We start from the raw sequence: 20,958 nt of genomic DNA, 5'->3' as shown, positions 1-20,958 counted from the left end.
TGGCGGTTACGATGAGCCAGAAACCCTCTCTTATCAAATCTACTTAAACTGTCCCATTGGTGCTGACGTCAGACACGATTGAATCAACGGGCGATGTTACGACCAACAGGAATGACGGATTGGATGGCACCACCGAAGACGGCAGCATCTCCATCACTTCAACCGGACAGATACGCGCAAGCGGCGGAGGAATTGAAGCTGCCGCAACTGACAATATCACAATCACATCGACCGGAAACGTCACCGCTGGAGATAACGGGATCGACGCTGAAACAACCGGTGATATTACAATCTCATCGAACGGCACAATCACTGCCGAAGGGGACGGAATCAGTGCGCTCGTTCCCGACGAAGGCGAGGGCGACGGCAACGTCACGATAACAAACACCGGTGATATCTCCGCAAGAAGTAATGCCGTGTTCGTCGACTTGTATTCAACGGGAGACATTGAGATTGTCAGTACTGGCGACCTGACTTCCCGTCAGGAAGCAATTTCTGTTTTGACCGACGGTGACAGTGTTACCATCCAATCCAATGGCGATATTACATCGGAGTCAAACAGCGGCATTTCTGTTACTCGCTACGATGGCAACGGCGACATCAACATTACTCAAACCGGCAACATCGTGGCTGCGAACCAAGGCATAGAGGCCCAAATGTTGCGGAACGTTGATGGTAACATTTTGGTCACGTCACAAGGAAACATCACAACCCGGAATAACTCCGGTGTTGGTATTCTTGCGACCCGCTCCGGAAACGGAGAAATCGAAATTACCTCGACCGGAACCATTTCGACATCAGGGGCAGACGCGAACGGAATCCGTGCCCAACAGCAGGGAGGCTCGGGCGACATTGCGATCCGCGCGTTGGGTGAAATCAGTACTTCAGGCAACAATGGCGACGGGATCATGGCCGAGCGCACGCAAGGTGTCGGGGACATTTCTGTCGATGTGGCTGCAAATATCGATACGCAGGGCGATGCGGCGAGCGGAATCGACATCAATTCGTTTAGCCCCGATGCCGACAATAATGTCGGAGTCATTGCAACCGGAAACATCACGACGGCCGGTTCCAACGCGTCAGGAATTCTCGTCCGTAAATCGGGCACTGGGAACGTCGAGATCAATACCAGCGGGAATATCACAACAAGAGGTGAATCTTCTTCCGGCGTCACGGTTTTGAACGTTGAGGGGGGCGATACGGTCATAACTTCGGACAGCGTTATCGCCACACAGGCAGAGGCATCCAATGGCATTGTCGGGTTTAGTTTGAACGGCGATGGGGAAGTGAAAATCCAGTCCAATGGTGCGATCACTACTGCAGGAAGGTCTGCGAATGGGATCGGAGCGGGCAAGGAAGCTGTTGTCGGGAATGTTACTGTTAACAATACGGGCAGGATTGAAACCGCTGGGGTCGACGCCAACGGGATTGTTGCGGAAATCCGTGGCATCGAAATTGAAAGTGACACCGCCGTAACTGTTGAAATCGAGTCCGCCGGCGAAATCTTGACCCGCGGCGACCAATCAAACGGGATTGAAGTTCAAAACCCTGGCCGGGGCAACACTGCGATCCGAGTCGGCGACAACATTTCGGCAGAGGGCGCACGCGCCAGCGGTATCCGTGTCACAGGCTCAGCTATGAATACGTCCACTGTCTCCATCAATGGTGCAACTGTCCAAGGTGGCTCAGGTGATGGTTCGGCCGTACGTTTCGACTCGGCCGCGGGTGCAACGAATGTTTTAAATACGGCGGGTGAGGTTGTCCTGTCGTCGCTGGGTGGATCTGCTGTGATCGGAGGCGCTGGTAACACTACGATCAACAATTTCGGAACACTGACCGCAACAGCCAACGGTGCTATTATGCTGGGCGAAGGCACAAATGCTTTCAACAACCAGGCTGGCAGTACTTTCAACACTGGTGGCGTTGTCAATCTGGGTGCAGGAAACGCTCTGACCAATGACGGGGTGCTATCTCCGGGTGGGCGGGGAACGATCGCAACCACGAGTGTGACAGGCAGACTGGTGCAGGGGGAAAGTGGCCGCTTCGCCGTCGATCTCGACTTGGATAGCGGCGCGGCGGACCGCTTGAACGTTTCAGAAACCGCAGCCTTGAACGGTACCGTGGACGTCAACGTATTGAACGGGTCGGCCCGGTCCCAGCAATTCACAATTTTGACTGCGGAAGGTGGCACGGCGAACGAAGGTGTGACTCTGAATGGTTTCACCATCAGCCCAATCCTGCAGGCTGAACTGCAGTTCCCCAATGCAAATGACGTGGTCCTGGCGACCAACGTAAACTTCGCCGCTCCCGGCGCTGGGCTAAACGCCAATCAGCGCAACACCGCCAATGCAATTGATGCGGCCTTTGAAGACGGGGATGAGAACATTGCCCCGGTAACCAACGCCTTGCTTAACGAAGTGTCCAACGCCAATGAATTGAAAGAAGCGTATGACCAACTTGGCGCGGCGGGTATTCTCAGCAGTGAAAGCACCGCACTGGTCAACGCCCAGAACTTCACCAATCAGCTGTTTTCGTGCCAAGTGACCGGCGTGGAATACGCCGCCATCTCGGAAGGCAGCTGCCTCTGGGCACGGCCTCAGACCCAGCATTTCGATCAGGATGGAACGTCGGATTCTGTCGGCTACGACAGCCGGTCCTACGGGATCAGCGTGGGTGGCCAGCTTGAGTTCCGGTCCGATTGGTTTGCCGGGTTTGCCCTGGCGTATGAATCTGGCGATATCTTCTCAACGTCCGGCGTCGATAGTGATTTTGACTCTTATTCGGTCGGCCTGAGTTTGAAGCGCACGTTCGGGCGGTTTGCCTTGTCCGGGGCAATCGCTGGCGGTGTGGGCGATTTCGACACGACGCGTTCCGTCACGTTCGGCGGCCTCAACGCATCGAACACATCGAACTACGACGTCGATTATCTGTCGGCACAGGTACGAGCGGCATATCTGATTGAACGCAGCTCGGGTTATCTCAAACCTATGCTGGATTTGAACCTGACGCGCGTTAAGCGTGACGGATTCACGGAATCCGGGACGTCAGCAACTGGCCTGTCCGTTGACGCCAACAGCGAGACCTATTTCTCGGTCAGCCCGTCACTGGAGTTCGGTCAGGACCGGCAGATCCGCGAAAATCTGGCGCTGCGTGCATACGGGAAAATCGGGGCGACGTATTTCAACAATACGGATACAACCGTAACGGCACGTCTTGGCGATGGACCTGATTTCACCAACTCGACAGATGCCGACAACCTGTTTGCCGATGTCGAAGCGGGGGTGACGTTCTTTACCCAAGGCGAAAAATCCATTCAGCTTGGATATCGGGGCCGGTTCTCGGACAATACACGCATCAACAGCGCCTTTATCAAGGGCAGCATCAAATTTTAATCGAATGAGATGGTTGATCTGAACCAACCGCGACAAGGGGAAGAAGCCTTCTCCTTGACGCACGGGATGTATCGCCAAATTTGGCGCCCGATTAGAAAGTGTTGTGGACAGTGCGGAATTGCTCGGATGTGCGGATCGCACCGTTGCAAAAAATCGCCGCTATCCTGTGGATATACGAGAATTAAAGGCACAAAATCGGACCAAATGTCCGGCAATGTTTCTGCGTCCAGTAATTAAGGGCACAGTGACATCGATCGGTTTTGTCGCCAAGGTTTGAGCCCGTTGAGTTGTTTGAGCAATCGCTTGTGAGTCAGGTGGCGAGCTCAGCGAACTGCTGAAATGGACAAAGTTCGGGCGTAAGTTGGCCCTTTCGGATCATGTGCGACACTTCGATTCCGTCGAGCGTTGCGGCCGCTGAAGCGAACGACTTGAACCCGCACATGTGGCATATGCGACGCTTGATGAACCTGTGATCCTGCTTGATCAGGTTGTTATCCGGCATGAATGATCGCGACGCTTCAATCGGAGGTTTTGAAGGCCTCGATTTGGGTTAGAGTTGATCTACCGGGATCCGGTTGTCAGAGGCAGTTGGGAAGGCTTCTGTATCGAGAGCCTAATCGCCGCTGCGGCACGCGGAACTGAAGCAAGCTTCTATCGCTCTTCCGCAGGCGCTGAGGTTGATTTGATGTTGGAGCTTCCCCGAGGCGCCCTCTGGGCCATAGAGATCAAGCGGACGACATCTGCCAAGGTGACGCGCGGGTTTCACATCGCGACAGAAGATTTGGACGTCTCAGAACGCATACTTGTCTATGCGGACGGGAAGGAAGTGCCGGGGCCGGGGGGAGTACGGGCAATGCCCCTAAAAAGTGCTATGGAAAGGCTGGCGTCCGCAAAGGCTAAATAGCGACCGGGCCGGAAGTAGCGGGTTCGGAATTGAACGTTGTAGCCCACCTCTGGCCGAACCTTGTTGCAATTGAAAATACTGCCACGAGCGGCCCAATTCTGATGGGGTGGATGGCTTCTGCTCCAACCGGCGTCGCAATGCGCCATAATGCGGGTTTCAAAATCTGCTTATGAGAGGAGCCACCCCATGCAAGTCGCCACAATTGGCGTTGATCTGGCCAAGAACGTTTCCAAGTCCACGGGATCACCGCGACCGAAGAAGTCGTGTTCACCAAGCCATTGCGACGAGCGCAATTTCTGTCGTTCTTTGCAAAACCGGGCCCCTGCTTAATCGGCATGGAGTCGTGCAGTAGTGCGCATCATTGGGCCCGCGAACTTACTGCAATGGGTTACGAGGTTCGACTGATCCCGCCGATGTATGTAAAGCCATACGTCAAACGTGGAAAGTCGGATGCCATCGATGCCGAGGCCATCTGCGAGGCTGTGACCCGACCGACCATGCGCTTTGTGGCCACCAAAACGGTCGAACAACAATCTCTGCTGTCACTCCATCGTGCCCGCGATCTTCTAGTGCGCCAGAGAACGCAACTCATCAACAATCTGCGTGGCTTGGTTGCTGAGTTTGGCATCTTCATTCCAAGAGGTCTCGCCCGGGTGATCAGCTTTTCTGAGGATATCACACTTGGTGAGGTTCTCGATTTGCCCGACATCGCCAATGAAGTGATCCACAATCTGTGCGAACAACTCATGGCTTTGCATAAAAGGGTCCGCTGGTACGAAGGACGCCTGAAGCAAGTGGCCAAAGAAGATGAACGGGTGCGCTTGTTGCGCACAATCCCGGGCATCGGTGCGGTAACGGCCTCTGCGATTATCGCCAGCATCGGCGATGGGCATCAGTTCCGAAACGGCAGGGAATTTGCTGCCTGGTTGGGTTTGACCCCCGCAAACATATCCAGCGGCGGCAAGGAGAAGCTGGGGCGGATCACCAAGGTGGGCGATCAGTATCTGCGATCTTTGCTTGTCGTCGGCATGACATCATTAGTCCGACAGACACGGTCACACCCTGAACGCGCCAGCAAGTGGCTGACATAACAACTCGAACGCATACCTGCGCTGGTCGCAACTGTCGCAATGGCTAATAAGACTGCCCGGATCGTCCGGGCAGTGCTCACCCGCAACGAACTTTACAGCCCACGCGCTGTAGCCTGAGACGAAAGGAACATCGAGTTAGCAAGACCCGCGAGATGATGGTGCATAAGTCTGCCGCCAAAGCCAAGAAACTCCGCCGAATGGCGCGAGCATAATAGTCCGTAAAGCTGATAGGAACTTGGTTTGCGGAACCCATCAGGGCTAGCGGTCAAAACCGCGCAAACAGGCAGGACACATGACTGCTTCTGACAAATGCACAAATCAGATCAAAAAGGACTTGCTATGCAGGAGCCATCCACACAAGATATTCGCTTCGCTCTCTTGTTTCATATGTGTGTCATGTGAAAGCCGACATTCGATGCGACCAATAAGTTTGTCACAGCGTACCTCCTGATCCGAGTTTTGACCCAAAGTAATGGTAAACGCTGTAAGAAACGAAGTTGACTTTCATCTAGAATTTCAAGGATGGGTGTAACAAAACCAAAACTATATTGATTTAGCCTCCAATTGTCGGCCGTAATATATGACAACGCGAAAAGACCGATGTGGTAGGTAGGTTGTTAGAACATCTGGTGATTTGTTCCACCGGGACTCAACAAGTCTTCTAAATTAGAAGCGGCTGTCAGCGTCACAGGAAGGAATCAGGCTCTGACGCGCATGAACACTAGCAATACGAGTGTCCTGCACGCATCCTCAGGCCTAAGATGAAATACCGTCCACTTGTAGTTCATGAATTGCAAAAAAAGTTAAAAAATTCAATTGCTTCCAGGGGCCTCATTTAATTACTAAAAATTTAGTTTGACAGGTGCGCAAAAAATCGCTGATGCTGTCTGCTATCCGGTTTGCGCCGGAAAACCATAATTTTTTGGGAGGAAAGAGATGCGGAGACATCTACTTTCCGCAGTGGCGGCTGCTGCCGTCATTGCGGGGCACGGTCCCGTTTGGGCCGACGAAGCCGCAGCACAACGTTGGATCGACGACGAATTCCAGCCATCGACCTTGTCGAAAGACGAACAGATGTCGGAAATGCAGTGGTTCATTGAAGCTGCACAGCCTTATGCTGGCATGGAAATCAACGTCCTGTCCGAAGGCATCCCGACACATTCCTACGAATCCGAGGTTCTGACCAAGGCGTTCGAGGAAATCACCGGTATCAAGGTCAATCACCAGATCCTCGGTGAGGGCGAAGTGGTTCAGGCTGTTCAGACTCAGCTTCAGACAGGTCGGAACCTGTATGATGGCTATGTCAATGACAGCGACCTGATCGGCACGCACTCGCGTCTTCAACTGGCCTATCCGCTGACCGACATGATGGGCGGTGATTGGGCGGCGTCGACTTCGCCGACGCTGGATCTGGATGACTTCATGGGCATTCAGTTCACCACCGGTCCGGACGGCAAGCTGTATCAGCTGCCCGACCAGCAGTTCGCCAACCTCTACTGGTTCCGCAAGGACTGGTTCGATGATGAGGCCAACAAAGCCGCCTTCAAGGAAAAGTACGGCTATGATCTGGGTGTTCCAGTCAACTGGTCTGCTTACGAAGACATCGCCGATTTCTTCACCAACGACGTGAAAGAAGTCGACGGCACCACGATCTATGGCCACATGGATTACGGCAAGCGCGCGCCTGACCTGGGCTGGCGTATGACCGACGCCTGGCTGTCGATGGCTGGTGCTGGCGATGTGGGCGAACCCAATGGTATCCCGGTCGACGAATGGGGCATCCGTATGGAAGCTGGCACCTGTAACCCGGTCGGTGCTTCGGTATCGCGCGGCGGTGCTGCTAACGGCCCGGCTGCGGTCTATGCGATCCGTAAGTGGGACGAATGGCTGCGGAACTACGCTCCTCCGGGCGCGGCGTCTTATGACTTTTACCAGTCTCTGCCTGCGCTGAGCCAGGGCAACGTGGCCCAGCAGATCTTCTGGTACACCGCCTTTACCGCCGACATGGTGAAGCCGAAATCTGAAGGCAACAACACCGTGGATGACGAAGGTACGCCACTGTGGCGGATGGCGCCCAGCCCGCACGGCCCCTACTGGGAAGACGGCCAGAAGGTTGGGTATCAGGACGTGGGTTCCTGGACCTTCCTGAAGTCGACCCCTGCGGATCGTGCTCAGGCGGCTTGGCTCTATGCCCAGTTCGTGACGTCCAAAACTGTCGATGTGAAGAAGTCCCATGTGGGTCTGACCTTCATTCGCGACAGCTCGGTCAACCACGAGTCGTTCACCGAACGCGCACCCAAGCTGGGTGGTCTGGTCGAGTTCTACCGCTCGCCTGATCGTGTGGCATGGTCGCCGACCGGCATCAACGTGCCGGACTATCCGAAGCTGGCCCAGATCTGGTGGCAGCAGATCGGTGACGTGAACTCGGGCGCATTCACCCCGCAAGAGGCGATGGACCGTCTGGCTGAAGAGATGGACATCACCATGGCCCGCATGCAGGCCGCGGATGAAAGCGCCGGTGTCTACGGTGGCTGTGGTCCCCGCTTGAACGAGCCGCAGGATGCGTCGTTCTGGTTGGAAAAAGCAGGCTCGCCCAAAGCCAAGCTCGAGAACGAAAAGCCGCAGGGTCAAACCGTCAACTATGACGAACTGGTTCAGCGCTGGCAGTCTCAATAAGCCATTGAAACCCGGGGATGCCGCTTTAGGCATCCCCACCTCAAGGCCAGTGCGACGCACTGAAGAACCGGAACCCACGGACATGATCGAACTACAAGATGCCACCAAACGCGTTGGCAACGTTATCCATATCAAGCCCACGACCCTGACGCTGCAAACCGGCCATTTCAATGTACTGCTGGGCGCGACGGGATCGGGCAAAACTTCTCTGATCAAGATGATGGCCGGGCTGGACCCGGTCGCCTCAGGCAAGGTGCTGATGGACGGGCAGGACGTCACAAGGCTGAACACGCAAAAGCGGCAGATCAGCCTCGTGCACCAGTTCTTCGTGAACTATCCGCATATGACTGTTTTTGACAACATCGCCTCACCTTTGCGTGTGGCAGGGATGGCGAAATCCGAGATTGAAGGACGCGTGGAAGAGGCCGCCGACTTGCTGCAGCTGCGCCCGATGTTGCATCGCCGACCGCATGAGTTGTCAGGCGGCCAACAACAACGTACCGCGTTGGCCCGTGCCATCGCAAAAGAAAGCCGAGCCGTGTTCCTCGATGAACCGTTGGCCAACCTGGATTACAAGCTGCGCGAAGAACTGCGCGAGCAGCTACCCGACCTGTTTGCCGGTCGTGGGGCGGTGGTGGTTTACGCCACCTCGGAACCCGAAGAGGCGCTGCTTTTGGGTGGATATACCGCCCTTATGGAAGACGGTCGCGTTACTCAATTCGGCCCGACTGCTGATATCTATCGCAACCCTGAGAATATTGCCGCTGCGCGCGTGTTTTCAGACCCGCCGATCAATGTGGCCCGCGTCACCGTGTCCGGTGCACAAGCGCGATTGGCGGGTGGAGGCGGCTGGCAGGTCGCAGATATGACCGATGGCGAGTACATGGTCGCAGTGCGGCCGCACCGAGTGACACCAATCCGCACCTCGGATGCGGATGTGGAACTGACCGGTCGGGTGATTGTAACCGAATTGTCAGGGTCGGATTCCAGCGCTCATTTCCAGCATGGGGACGATGCGTGGGTCTCTTTGGCAGCTGGTGTACATCCCTATCAGGTGGGCGAAGACCATCGTTTTTTCATGAACCCGGCCCATTGCCGGTATTTCGGCCAAGACGGCAAAAGGGTAGCCTGACATGGCACAGATCAAGCTTTCAAACCTTAAACACAGCTATATGCCGACGCCAAAAGGCCCGGATGACTACGCGCTGAAGGAAATTGACGTGACCTGGCGCGATGGCGGGGCGTATGCCCTGTTGGGGCCATCAGGTTGCGGGAAGTCCACGTTGCTAAACATCATTTCCGGCCTTCTGACACCGTCTGAAGGGCAGATCCTGTTCGATGACCGCGACGTGACGGCCTTGCCGCCAGATCAACGCAATATCGCGCAGGTGTTCCAGTTTCCGGTGATCTACGACACGATGACCGTGGGTGAAAACCTGGCTTTTCCGCTGAAAAATCGAGGTGTCGACGCCGCGACAATCAAACGCCGCGTTGATGAGATAGCCGAGATGCTGGACGTCACCGAGTTACTGAGAACCCGCGCGTCGGGCCTTAGCCCCGACAACAAACAGAAGATCTCGATGGGGCGCGGTTTAGTGCGTGATGACGTGAATGCGGTGATGTTCGACGAACCGCTGACTGTGATCGACCCACACCTGAAATGGAAACTGCGGTCGAAACTGAAGGAACTGCATCAGCGCGTCAAAGCCACGATGATTTACGTGACCCACGACCAGACTGAGGCGCTGACCTTCGCGGACGAAGTGGTCGTGATGCAAGACGGTGAAGTGGTTCAGATCGGCACGCCTGTCGAGCTGTTCGAACGTCCTCAGCACACGTTTGTTGGTCACTTCATCGGCTCTCCCGGCATGAACGTTCTGCCCTGTGAAGCCAGGGACGACCGCGCCGTTTTCGAAGGCCACGAAGTGATGCTGGAAGGTCCGACCCATGGTGATGGCGGTCGCACCGATCTGGGCATCCGCCCCGAATATGTGGGGTTCGGTGACACAGGTATCCCTGCACATGTAACCAAGGTCTCGGATATTGGCCGTCACTACGTGGTCAGCGCCATGGTCGGTAACACAGCGCTGAAAGCAGTAACTGAACACAGTGTCCCGGAACCGGGATCACAAGTCTTCCTGCAATTCAAACCTGAACAATCGCGCGTCTACCGCGACGGCTGGATCGCAAGCGAGGAGCGGGCACAATGAGAACGGAAAACCAAAAGGCATGGTTCTTTGTCTTGCCGGTGCTGGCACTCGTCGCGTTCAACGCGCTGGTGCCGATGATGACGGTGGTCAACTACTCAGTGCAGGAGACCTTCGGCAACAACCAGTTTTTCTGGGAGGGACTGGGCTGGTTCGAACAGATCCTGCGCTCTGATCGGTTTCAGGCTGCGCTTGGACGGCAGTTCCTGTTCACTTTCCTGATCCTGCTGATTGAGGTGCCCTTGGGCATCATCGTAGCCCTGTCGATGCCGCGCAAAGGGTTCTGGGTTCCTGTTTGTCTGGTTCTCATGGCTCTGCCGATGCTGATCCCATGGAATGTAGTCGGGTCGATGTGGAATATCTTTACTCTGCCCAAGATCGGCTTGCTGGGCTATTTCCTAAATGACGTTTTGGGCATCAACTATGACATGACGCAGCAGCCGCTGTCGGCGTGGATCACGGTCGTCATCATGGATGTCTGGCACTGGACTTCATTGGTCGTACTACTCTGCTACGCTGGCCTCGTGTCGATCCCGGACGCCTATTATCAGGCCGCCAAGATTGACGGCGCCAGCCCGTGGTCGGTATTCCGCTACATCCAGCTGCCCAAGATGAAAACAGTCCTGACCATCGCAGTACTGCTGCGGTTCATGGACAGTTTCAACATCTATACCGAGCCCTTCGTTCTGACCGGCGGAGGCCCCGGCAATTCAACAACCTTGCTGTCGATCGACCTTGTGAAGATCGCTCTGGGACAGTTCGACCTTGGCCCTGCAGCCGCGATGAGCCTGATCTACTTCGCCATCACGCTGCTGGTGTCTTGGGTCTTCTACACTCTGATGACAAAGGATGACGCGCAATGAAGAAGCGGTCCCTTATCCCAATCCTCTATATCGCGTTTCTGATGCTGCCGATCTATTGGCTGGTGGCGATGTCCTTCAAGACCACGAACGAGATTCTGTCGGGCTTTTCCCTGTTCCCGCAGACCTTCACGCTGGAGAATTACATCACCATCTTCACAGATCCGACGTGGTATTGGGGCTACATAAATTCGATTGCCTACGTGACAATCAACACGGTGCTTTCCGTTTGTGTGGCCTTGCCCGCCGCTTATGCGTTCTCGCGCTATCGGTTCCTTGGTGACAAGCAGCTGTTCTTTTGGCTGCTGACCAACCGTATGGCTCCGGCTGCGGTGTTTGCGCTGCCTTTCTTCCAGCTGTACTCGTCTATCGGATTGTTCGACACATATCTGGCCGTGGCACTTGCCCATACACTGTTCAACGTGCCGTTGGCTGTTTGGATCCTGGAAGGTTTCATGCGCGGCATTCCCAAAGAACTGGATGAGACCGCCTATGTGGATGGCTATTCGTTCCCACGTTTCTTCGTGACGATTTTCCTGCCGAACATCAAAGCGGGTGTCGGTGTCGCGGCCTTCTTTTGTTTCATGTTTTCGTGGGTCGAGATGCTGTTGGCCAAAACCCTGACTGCAGTGGAGGCTAAACCCATCGCGGCCGTCATGACGCGTACTGCCTCCAGCGCCGGGTACGAGCTGGGCCTGCTGGCCGCTGCCGGAACCCTGACCATCATCCCCGGAGCCATCGTCATTTGGTTTGTCCGCAACTACATCGCGCGCGGTTTCGCGATGGGTCGTGTGTGAGGTTCGATATGCGTAAATTTCTTCTCATCCTCCCTTTCCTACCTACGACAACCTTGGCTCAGGCTCAGACCGGATGGGGCAACGTTGGCCAACAAGAGAAAAAGGGATTTTCCTGGACCGACCCTTTGTGGCCCGATTTCTGGATGGCCTGGACGCCTGCGACACTTGCAGTTTTCGTTGGGATATTCTCAGCCATCGCGCTGATTGGCGTTCTCGAAGGCTTCAAATATCGCGACGGGATTGAGCGGCGCGGCGTATTGGGTCTGACCACCACGCTCGGCGATCGTCTCTTCATCACGCTTCTCGGGGCTGCCTACATCTTTCTGGCCTGGCTCGGATTGGTTGGGCAACCGGTTTGGACGCCGCTGTTTTTGTCCATCGGTTGGGGCATCTTCGTCTTCTGGAAAGTTTAAGCTTTGCGAAACTGCGAAAGGATGCTTGTCTGTCAGGCATACTAAAAAATGGCGACACCGAGACTGATGCGAAAGAAAAAAACAACAAACTTACTGACCGAAGTAGAGCTGGAGTTCATGAACGAGCTCTGGGCGCTGGGTCAGGGCTCAGTCCGAGATGTTCTTGATCGTTTGCCGCCGGATCGAAATCTGGCCTACACATCTGGCGCAACAATTTTGCGCATCCTCGATGAAAAGGGATTTGTAGAAAGTGAGAAAAACGGCAAGTCGCTGACGTATCGGCCACTTCTGGAAAAAGACAGGTATCAGTCGCGTTCGCTGCAAAATCTTTCCCGGACGTTGTTCGACGACACCCCTGCAACGTTGGTTGCAAGGCTGGTCGACGATGCGGGACTGACAGAAGATGATCTGGAGGAAATTCGAGCACTGGTAGAGAGGAGACTGCAAAATGACGGCGGTTAAACCGGTTCTCGACGCGTTTCTCGAGTTCAATATTGTGCTTGGATTGTCAGCGTTAATTTGGCTGGCTGCCCGCGCGGCGTTGGGTCGAACATCGATGCGATATGGCTTTGTTGCGCAACTCCGTTCCCTCAAGACGCTATGCATTTGTGTTGTACTGAGCCCGTTTTTGGCACTGGGTGTTTCGACAATTGCCGGTCTGGTTTGGCCGGGACGTGCAGTGGCATTGGGTGACATTGCTGTTGCCGCCTACTTGCGCGGCGACATCGCTATGCCAGCAGCGCAATTCGAAGCGCTGCTGAATAGCCGCGAGCGATGGATTGATCACGTATTGTCCGGCAACAATGCCTTTGTAACCTACGCTTCGATCGCGCTGGCGCTGATTTCGGCAATGTTGGCGATCAGGGTAATGCGCGATGCTTGGGCTATTCGTAAGGCTGTAAAATCCAGCTTCCTTTGGCGCCGCTCATCGAATGTAGATATTCGCCTGTCCGACCGTGTAACCGTGCCCTTTGCCGTGCGGGGCTTGCGTCGCCGGCATGTCGTTTTGCCCAGCCATCTGTTGAACGCGCCAGCCGAACTCCGGTTCGCGCTGGCTCATGAGTTCCAGCATATCCGTGCTAGGGATGTGGAGTGGGAATTGGGCTTCGAACTCCTGCGACCAGTATTGTTCTGGAACCCGGCTTATCTTGTATTGAAGCATCAGTTTGACCGACTTCGGGAACTGGCCTGTGATCAATCTGTGGTGTCGCGCAAAGGGATCAACGCAAAAGACTATACCGCTTGCCTGTTGGACTATTGTGCGCGGTCAGTCGCTTTGAGTAACCCACGCGTTCTTCACGTGGCTTTGGTGAACGGCACCAAGGCAAAGCATGTATTGCGGCAACGCGTAGTCGCGCTGACTGAGGCGCCAATCACGACGACACACTTACCAGCAGCGTTTCTCGGGATGACATTAACCTTGGCTACAGTCCTTGCCATTGGTTCTGCATCAATCCGTCAAACTCAGGATTGGAGCCATGATCGGTTAATGCTTTCCACAGTTGTAAATCTGGAGCGGCTGGAAGCTAGAAATCAAGGAAATTGACCGCTGCTGTAAAGTTCCGGTTTGAACCAGTTCGACGGCGTCAGAACGACATACGAGAATATTGGATTCTGGCGTTTTGTAACGCTTCCGTTCAGCCGTTTTTTCAAGCTTCTGTCAGTTTCGCATAAGTGCGATCTATAACCCGCCGGACTTCGGGGACGCTCGGTGCCAGGTAAAGATGGTGTGTGAGAGGACAATACACAGTTTTGCCGCACTGACTCAAACACCCCGTTTGATCTAGTGGCAGTTCCAAGGGGCGGGTCAACGCGTTACTTGTTTGCGGATTAAACCCCCGCTTTAACTGACTGTTTTGTCGCCTTCTCCATCCCAAGAATACTTCGTTTACGATTGGGAGAAGATGTTAGAACGGACTGATACGCCTCCGCTGCTCGGTCCGCGTCACCGGTTGCCATCAACAAATCACCCAATAGCTCACGCGCAGGCAAAACGTGGCCCGGTGTTACAGGAGCTTTGGTGCAGATCGCGGCGAAGGTGTCAGTGCGAGCCCAACCCGGTCATCGCAGTTTTGTGCTGCGTGAGCACATAGCAAAAAAACTGCTGCGCAAGCATTGGTCAGCTTGCCGCTACTCAGCGAGAAGAACGGTCAATCGTGCTCAGCGCAGCGATCAAGACGACTCAAATTCACAGGTAGGCGGGACAATCTGCGCTTTCGCTGCATTTGCGCGATGGTCAGCTTTCTATTCCGGAACTGCCATCAGACCAACCGCGTGGGCCCCGGCGATGATGTTGCTGGCGATGTGATGCCCGAGTGCACGTAGTTCGGCGTCGGGGGCGACGATATCGGGGACTTGCACCGTAATGAGGCCTGCCGCGTGGGCCGCGCGGACGCCGTTGGGCGAATCCTCGAACGCAACGCAGTTTGACGGATCCTGACCCAGGCGTGCTGTGGCATGTAGGTAGATATCTGGCGCAGGCTTGCTGGCAGCGACCTGATCGCCGCCTACTACGTCGCGAAAAAGCGCGCTGAGACCCGCTCGCTCGAGATGCAGATGCGCCTTTTCTGTCTGGGTGCTGGTGGCGATGATGTAAGGTATATCCCGCTCGCGTAGGTGTTCTGCCATCGCGCGCGCACCCGGTTTGACAGGGATGCAATCCGCCAGCCGTTGCGCGATTTCGGCGTCCCAGACGGCATCAAATTCTTCCAGCGTGACGCGCCCAGCTAGCCCTTCGGTTAAAAGTCGGCGTCCCAGCGCACGGTTTGTGCCGACTAGCCGACGGAACAGGTCGTCGTCTCGCGGCAATCCGAGAGCGTCAAGCGTTGTACGGAAGCCCTCGAAGTATACACGCTCGGTGTCGAGCAACAGGCCATCCATATCGAATACGACGGCTTGGGGAGTGGGAAGAGGCATAAGGGGTGGCCGTGCTGAGGTTTGAGTGTGCGTAGCTTGAATGAACGTTTTCTGGCGAATTGGAAAGGCCGCAAAGCAGGACGCAGCGGACAATTGGCGCCTCAATTTTTCCGAAGCGCTTTGATGATTGCTGCAGTTTCCTGTTTTCCAAAGCCAGCGTCCTGCGCACGTTTGACCCAATTGCGCATTACAGTTGGTAGTTCAGTGTTGATACCCATAGAAACAGCGTGATCGTACAACCCAGTGACCGCCTCTCCCGCCACTTCAACTGATGCGCCGCCGCCAGAAATCTCGTCGAAGGAACCTGCATGGATTGCTTCGGTAAGTGGGATAGCCCTGTCACCTGCGGGAAGGATGGACGTGAACTCAGACACAGGCAATCCCTCTGCTTCGCAGACGAGCGATCCATGAATACTCCCAAATATGATGCCAAGGAGGCGTGAAAGAAACGCAAGCTCCAAAGTCGCTGCCGAGCGGACGTTCGAACCCAAGTAGCGTAAATCGCCGGCGAGTACGTCAAGGTTTGCCTTGCTATCTGAAAATGCGATTTCGTCTCCGGCGACCGCTATCCGGCCGGTTGACGTTCCGATATCGCCTGGCCAACACATTATCGTGCCGTCAAGGTAACCTGCGCCCCAATTGTTAAATTGCTTTCTACTATCCTCTGATTCTTGCGGCGACGAAGTGCCAAGCTGAATAATGTTTCTACCGGCGGCCGCCTTTGAGACTGGAGGAGTATCAAAAAGAGCGTTTGTGGTTGAGTAGTTGAGAAGGCAGATCAATGTCCTGGGGCTTGCCGAAATGGCCTCATCCAAATCATCAGCCACCCGCGCACCCCGATCCACCAAGGAGGTCATTTTGTCCTGCGTGCGGTTCCAGACGGTAACGTTACGCCCGGAGTCCAAGAGCGCGGTTGCCAGAGCAGTTCCCATTGCGCCCAGTCCAACAACCGTAATGTCGCTCGTCATCCCCAATTCCCCCATTGTGCCCCGCTTACCAACCGCAAGCCTGTAAACGATATCACGGATGACAGGGGAGAGCCGGGGAATCTAATATTCCGCTTTGAGCTCAAAACGGATGAGGTGGGTGGCTCCTGCTCCACCGGCATCGAATGTGCCAAAGTGCAGTTGTCATCGACTGCTAGGAAAGGAGCCATCCACCTCATCCGGTTCGGGCCGTGCGCAACAGTTCGAACAAGTCAGTTACACGAGGGCTTGGTCCATCCTACTGCCGTCACATCCAGACTAAAATTTCGTCGGTAGCGAAGGTTTCCCGCCAGTTACGTCGAAAAAGTCACATGACGGTACCGGCCGACATCCCAAGAAAATACGGAGACCCTGGGCTCGGATCGTAGAGCGTTGGACTGCAGAACACAGATCGAAATACCTTGCCGTGATTTCAGACGGCAAAGCTCCGCCGTATTAGGCCGGCTACGAACAGGCATGTAACTAACATCTCCAGGTTGAGCTACCGTGAGTTGTGCTGTGGCGAGTCGGATCCCGACCCGCTGTTTTTTCACCAGATCAAAAAAGCGAGGCTCACATGGTTACTACACTGGCTGCGGGTGACATTGCGTTTACCGGGTTCAATTCCGACAATCCCGACGAGTTCACATTTGTTGCTTTGACCGACATCGAGGCAGGAACCGAGGTCAAGTTCACTGATAACGGTTGGTTCGCAGCCGGCGGTTTCCGCAGCAGTGAGGGTATATTCGTCTGGACGGCACCCGCAAACATTGCTGCGGGTATGGTGATCAACCCCGCATTTACCGGGCCGAACTTTTCGGCCAGCGGTGATCAGATCCACGCGTATCAGGGTGACGACGACACGCCCAGTTTTGTCGCATCGGTTTATTTCAATGGGGACGGATATGAGCCTGACGCAACATCGTCGAATACGTCTGCACTGCCCTCGGGGTTGACCGTCGGCACCAGCGCAATTGCCCTCACCGAAACCGACAACGGTGTTTATAGCGGCCCGCTTTCCGGTACAAAGGCCGAATTACAGGCCGCCATCAACGACCCGGCCAACTGGAAAACCAGCAATACCAGGATTGAAGATGTTGAACCTGCGGGGTTCACCGTCACGGATGCCGCGCCCTCGCCATCGGTCATCATAAATGATTTGGACCTGACGACCGATGAAGGGGGAATGGCAGATACATATGAAGTCACGTTGTCAGTCGCGCCCGAACAGCCGGTCACGATCACCATAGCCGCAGGGGCTGATCTTGACGTCGTGCCAACTGAACTGGTGTTTGACGCTACCAACTTTGACCAGCCTCAACAAATCGCCGTCACCGCCGTTGACGACGATTTGCCCGAAGCGGCCGAGGTCGTGGACATTCAGCACACGGTAACCTCGGACGATCCCGCATTCGACGGTATTCTGGCCCCTGTTGTCGAGGTGTCCATCTCGGCAAGCGACATTGAAATCGTGTCGATCTATGAAATCCAGGGCGCGGGCCACGTGTCTGAATTTGTTCTTGCAGATGGACAAACGGTTGCGGATTTCTTCGCGAACCTGCCCGCCGGACCGTCGAGTGTTCTGGGCGACATGGTTTCAACCAGCGGCATCGTCACCGCGGTGGATTCCAACGGGTTCTATCTGCAGGACCCTGATGGCGATGGCAACGATGCGACCTCGGATGCGATTTTTGTGTTCACTGGATCGAACCCGACCGTCACCGTGGGTGACGCCATTTCCGTGGGTGGAACCGTTGCCGAGTTCTTTCCCGGAGGCACAGGCAGTGGCAACCTGCCGACCACCCAACTGACCAATGTTTTTGACCTGGAGGTGCAGTCATCGGGCAATGCGCTGCCCGAAGCGGTTCTGATTGGCAATGATCCGGGTGAGCGGGCGGTGCCCAACCAAAGCATCGACGATGATGCGTTTGCCTCATTCGATCCAACCCAGGATGGCATCGACTTCTTCGAAAGCCTGGAAGGGATGCGCGTGACTGCAACGGATTTGCAAGCCGTCAGCGGAACCAGCCGGTTCGGTGAAATCTTTGCGGTTGCCGATCAGGGTAGTGGCGCAACCGGCCTTTCTGAGCGCGGAACGCTCAATATCTCACCAGACGACTTCAATCCTGAGAAAATCCAGATCGACGAAGACAGTGGAATTTTCGATTTCGACTTTCCCACGGTGAATGTCGGCGATCACCTTGGCGACGTCACGGGTGTGGTGGGCTATAGTTTCGGAAACTACGAAATCCTGCCGACCGAGGATTTTACACCAAATATCCAGTCAGCAGGGTTGGAACAGGAAACGACCACCCTAGCCAGTTCAGGCAACGAGCTGACGATTGCGACATACAATGTTCTTAACCTCGACCCCAATGATGGCGACGGCGACCAAGATGTCGCCGACGGTCGGTTTGCCGCCATTGCCGAGCAGATCACCAATAACCTCAACAGCCCGGACATCATTGGTCTGCAAGAGGTGCAGGACAATTCGGGCTCGGACGATGACGGAACCGTTTCGGCGTCGGAAACCCTGGCGGAACTGGCCGCAGCTATCTTGGCGGCGGGTGGTCCGGCTTATGAGGTGATCGACAACACCTTTATCGGGGACGGAACATCCGGGGGTCAGCCCGGCGGCAACATCCGCACCGCCTTTCTCTACAATCCTGATCGTGTCTCGTTAGTGGAAGGATCCGTGCAGACCATCAGTGGGCAAGGTGAAGGCGAGGCCTTTGAGGGCGCACGTTTGCCATTGGTCGCAGATTTTGTTTTCAACGGTGAAACCGTCACGGTGGTCAACAATCACTTTTCATCCAAAGGTGGTTCTGCGCCTATCTTGGGAACCGAACAGGACTTTGCCGCTCGCCAAGAAGACGTTGATGTGAACGGCAGTCTGGATGAGCGCCAGGCCCAGAGCCAGGCTGTTCAGGATTTCGTCAACGGACTGGGTGATGGCGCCAATGCAGTTGTGTTGGGTGACTTCAACGAATTTGAATTTGTCTCACCCGTAGCTGACCTTGAGGCCAATACCGACCTCGTCAACCTGACAAACGATATCCCGGAAGACGAACGCTATAGCTTTGAGTTTCAGGGCAACAGCCAGTCGTTGGATCATATTCTGGTGTCCGAGGATCTGCATTCCGGCGCACAGGTTGACATCGTTCACGTCAATTCAGAGTTCGCCGCAACCAGCGGGCGCGCCTCGGATCACGATCCCATGGTGGCAAGCCTGTTCATTCCAGAAACCCAGAGTTTGGCCGTTGAGTTCGAAGCGGGCCGCTGGTTCAAAACCAAGGCCTTTGAAAGCATCGATGGCGAAGTTGTGGATGTCGACCGGCTTGGCCCGGTGCGCAACAGTCTCACGTTTTCGGATGTGGGTATCAAAGTGGATGCGATCGATCCAACCAATTTCGAGCTGGTTGCGATCAAACATGGGGCGATTGGCGTGTTCTCATTCGACGACTCGTTGTTTAGCCGCGATGCTGCATCGGTTGACGGTGACGAAAGCCTCAGAATTGCTCTGGAAGACACGGACCTAGAAGCAGTGGAGTTCATCTTTAGCTTTGGCGACAGTCACGGCAGCGGTGAAGTCGAGGTTGCCTTCTACGATGACGGTGTTCTTGTCGGCACCATGGTGGCGGATGCTGACGACGGTGATTTCTCGGGCTCACTCGGGCGCACAACCTTTGATGCGGTAGAGCTGTCAGCGATCGACGACACCATGTTTACAGTCGACGAATTCTCGTTCGAGGTGATCGACCAAAACCTGATTGCGTAAGACAATGCCACACGGGGTCACCCCAGTACCACCGTGTGGCATACTGCATGCCAATATTACCGCATCACGAACACTCGAAACCTCGAAAATTCGAACAGAATGGATTAGCCGGCTTGAGCCATTGAATGTGACGCGTTGCAAAAAAGAAGTTTGCATCACAATCGTGCAAGTTTGATCTGATCTGACGTCCAGAAAAATATACATCTGCAACTTTGCCATGGCTGCCAGCCACTAATGCCTCGCACGGCATTGACCAAAAGGGGTTCAGCGCCGTACCTCGCCGCGATCCGCACCGACGGCGGGTACCTTAGTTGGTGAATGTCTTTTCCATCAAAGTGTTCGGTCGCAACGACGCGCGAAGCATTAGTTTGAGCTGCAGGTGATTTCCGCTTACTGCGAATGTCTGCAATGCGGGTTGCGATCGCAGAAACCTGACTGCAAGTCGAAGGCCGGTCATGGGCTGGTCTCAAGGGGCGCTGGTTACAAGGCGGTACTTTCGGAACAGCGATCCATCGAGTGTCATCTCGCCATCAAACTCTGCGCCCATGCGCTTCAAAGCCCCTAACTTTGTGCGACTAGGAGGAAGCAGGAGCGTCACGGATGGGATACGATCGTCGCCGTGCGCAAACTCCAGCGCTTGAGCGGTTATCCTCATCCCCAACCCGAAGACTGAGGGTTTCAGCACGAGGCCGAAGTCCCAGTCAGGACCTTCACGCTGAAAGCCGCCCCATCCCACATACGCGCCGTCCGCCAGAATCGCCCAATGGCCCAACCCGTCCTGCGCCCACTTGGCTTCCTTCATTGCCACGAAGTCAGCTGTGCGCCGCTCATCCCAATTGCCTTGGAGCAAAGGCATGTGCAGAGCCAGAACTGGATCGGACATATGCTCCGCAATATCCTCGACCGCAATCTCGGGTAGGCGCGTGAAGGTGATTTTTGTCATGTGCTCGTTTGCGACA

14 protein-coding genes and 2 pseudogenes are annotated in these 20,958 nt (G+C 55.2%); 12 read left to right on the top strand and 4 right to left on the bottom strand.

The window, feature by feature from the left end:
• Positions 1–119 precede the first annotated feature (119 nt).
• A complete protein-coding gene (locus tag AC2FFH_RS21290) occupies positions 120–3,392 on the top strand; it encodes an autotransporter domain-containing protein (protein ID WP_496845274.1) in 3,273 nt (1,090 codons plus the stop codon).
• A gap of 310 nt (positions 3,393–3,702) precedes the next feature.
• On the opposite strand, the pseudogene AC2FFH_RS21285 reads toward AC2FFH_RS21290, so the two are convergent.
• Positions 3,703–3,885, bottom strand: a pseudogene (locus AC2FFH_RS21285) (DDE-type integrase/transposase/recombinase); the annotation flags it as partial.
• A 63-nt stretch (positions 3,886–3,948) separates the two neighbouring features.
• Between AC2FFH_RS21285 and AC2FFH_RS21280 the strand changes: the two are divergent.
• The 10 genes and pseudogenes from AC2FFH_RS21280 (at position 3,949) to AC2FFH_RS21235 (ending at position 13,886) form a co-directional block, all read left to right on the top strand.
• Positions 3,949–4,296 (top strand): DUF4143 domain-containing protein, encoded by a 348-nt coding sequence (locus tag AC2FFH_RS21280; RefSeq protein ID WP_496845273.1) that lies wholly within the window; start codon positions 3,949–3,951, stop codon positions 4,294–4,296.
• Positions 4,297–4,482: 186 nt separating this feature from the next.
• A pseudogene (locus tag AC2FFH_RS21275) lies at positions 4,483–5,504 on the top strand (IS110 family RNA-guided transposase).
• Between the two features lie 819 nt (positions 5,505–6,323).
• Positions 6,324–8,063 (top strand): ABC transporter substrate-binding protein, encoded by a 1,740-nt coding sequence (locus tag AC2FFH_RS21270; RefSeq protein ID WP_496770639.1) that lies wholly within the window; start codon positions 6,324–6,326, stop codon positions 8,061–8,063.
• An 82-nt stretch (positions 8,064–8,145) separates the two neighbouring features.
• The gene (locus tag AC2FFH_RS21265; protein WP_108859744.1) at positions 8,146–9,195 is read left to right on the top strand and encodes an ABC transporter ATP-binding protein; all 1,050 of its coding nucleotides are present in this window, start codon (positions 8,146–8,148) and stop codon (positions 9,193–9,195) included.
• Position 9,196: 1 nt separating this feature from the next.
• Positions 9,197–10,273 (top strand): ABC transporter ATP-binding protein, encoded by a 1,077-nt coding sequence (locus AC2FFH_RS21260; protein WP_496770637.1) that lies wholly within the window; start codon positions 9,197–9,199, stop codon positions 10,271–10,273.
• Positions 10,270–11,133: a carbohydrate ABC transporter permease gene (locus AC2FFH_RS21255; RefSeq protein WP_058274620.1), complete on the top strand. Its 864-nt coding sequence runs from the start codon at positions 10,270–10,272 to the stop codon at positions 11,131–11,133. Before AC2FFH_RS21260 ends, AC2FFH_RS21255 begins: the two co-directional genes overlap by 4 nt.
• Complete coding sequence (locus AC2FFH_RS21250; protein ID WP_058274621.1) at positions 11,130–11,927, top strand: carbohydrate ABC transporter permease; 798 nt, start codon at positions 11,130–11,132, stop codon at positions 11,925–11,927. Before AC2FFH_RS21255 ends, AC2FFH_RS21250 begins: the two co-directional genes overlap by 4 nt.
• 8 nt (positions 11,928–11,935) lie before the next feature.
• Positions 11,936–12,340 (top strand): DUF2160 domain-containing protein, encoded by a 405-nt coding sequence (locus AC2FFH_RS21245; protein WP_496770635.1) that lies wholly within the window; start codon positions 11,936–11,938, stop codon positions 12,338–12,340.
• Positions 12,341–12,406: 66 nt separating this feature from the next.
• Complete coding sequence (locus AC2FFH_RS21240) at positions 12,407–12,802, top strand: BlaI/MecI/CopY family transcriptional regulator (RefSeq protein WP_170559558.1); 396 nt, start codon at positions 12,407–12,409, stop codon at positions 12,800–12,802.
• Positions 12,789–13,886, top strand: coding sequence for a M56 family metallopeptidase (locus AC2FFH_RS21235; protein WP_496770633.1), 1,098 nt, complete (start codon positions 12,789–12,791; stop codon positions 13,884–13,886). Before AC2FFH_RS21240 ends, AC2FFH_RS21235 begins: the two co-directional genes overlap by 14 nt.
• A gap of 698 nt (positions 13,887–14,584) precedes the next feature.
• On the opposite strand, the gene AC2FFH_RS21230 is transcribed toward AC2FFH_RS21235, so the two are convergent.
• Together AC2FFH_RS21230 and AC2FFH_RS21225 are read right to left on the bottom strand one after the other, a co-directional pair.
• Positions 14,585–15,256 carry an HAD family hydrolase gene (locus AC2FFH_RS21230; RefSeq protein WP_496770629.1) on the bottom strand — a complete coding sequence of 224 codons (672 nt, stop codon included), beginning with the start codon at positions 15,254–15,256 and terminating at the stop codon, positions 14,585–14,587.
• A gap of 101 nt (positions 15,257–15,357) precedes the next feature.
• Positions 15,358–16,224: an NAD(P)-dependent oxidoreductase gene (locus AC2FFH_RS21225; protein ID WP_496845272.1), complete on the bottom strand. Its 867-nt coding sequence runs from the start codon at positions 16,222–16,224 to the stop codon at positions 15,358–15,360.
• A 574-nt stretch (positions 16,225–16,798) separates the two neighbouring features.
• Between AC2FFH_RS21225 and AC2FFH_RS21220 the strand changes: the two genes are divergently transcribed.
• Positions 16,799–19,999 (top strand): DUF8508 domain-containing protein, encoded by a 3,201-nt coding sequence (locus AC2FFH_RS21220; protein WP_496845271.1) that lies wholly within the window; start codon positions 16,799–16,801, stop codon positions 19,997–19,999.
• A 466-nt stretch (positions 20,000–20,465) separates the two neighbouring features.
• Here the strand turns inward: AC2FFH_RS21220 and AC2FFH_RS21215 are convergent, their stop codons facing one another.
• A complete protein-coding gene (locus AC2FFH_RS21215; protein ID WP_496845270.1) occupies positions 20,466–20,942 on the bottom strand; it encodes a GNAT family N-acetyltransferase in 477 nt (158 codons plus the stop codon).
• Positions 20,943–20,958 lie beyond the last annotated feature (16 nt).

This window comes from Ruegeria sp. YTSC003 (genome assembly GCF_059609785.1).
This window is presented reverse-complemented; position numbering and strand designations above follow the sequence as displayed.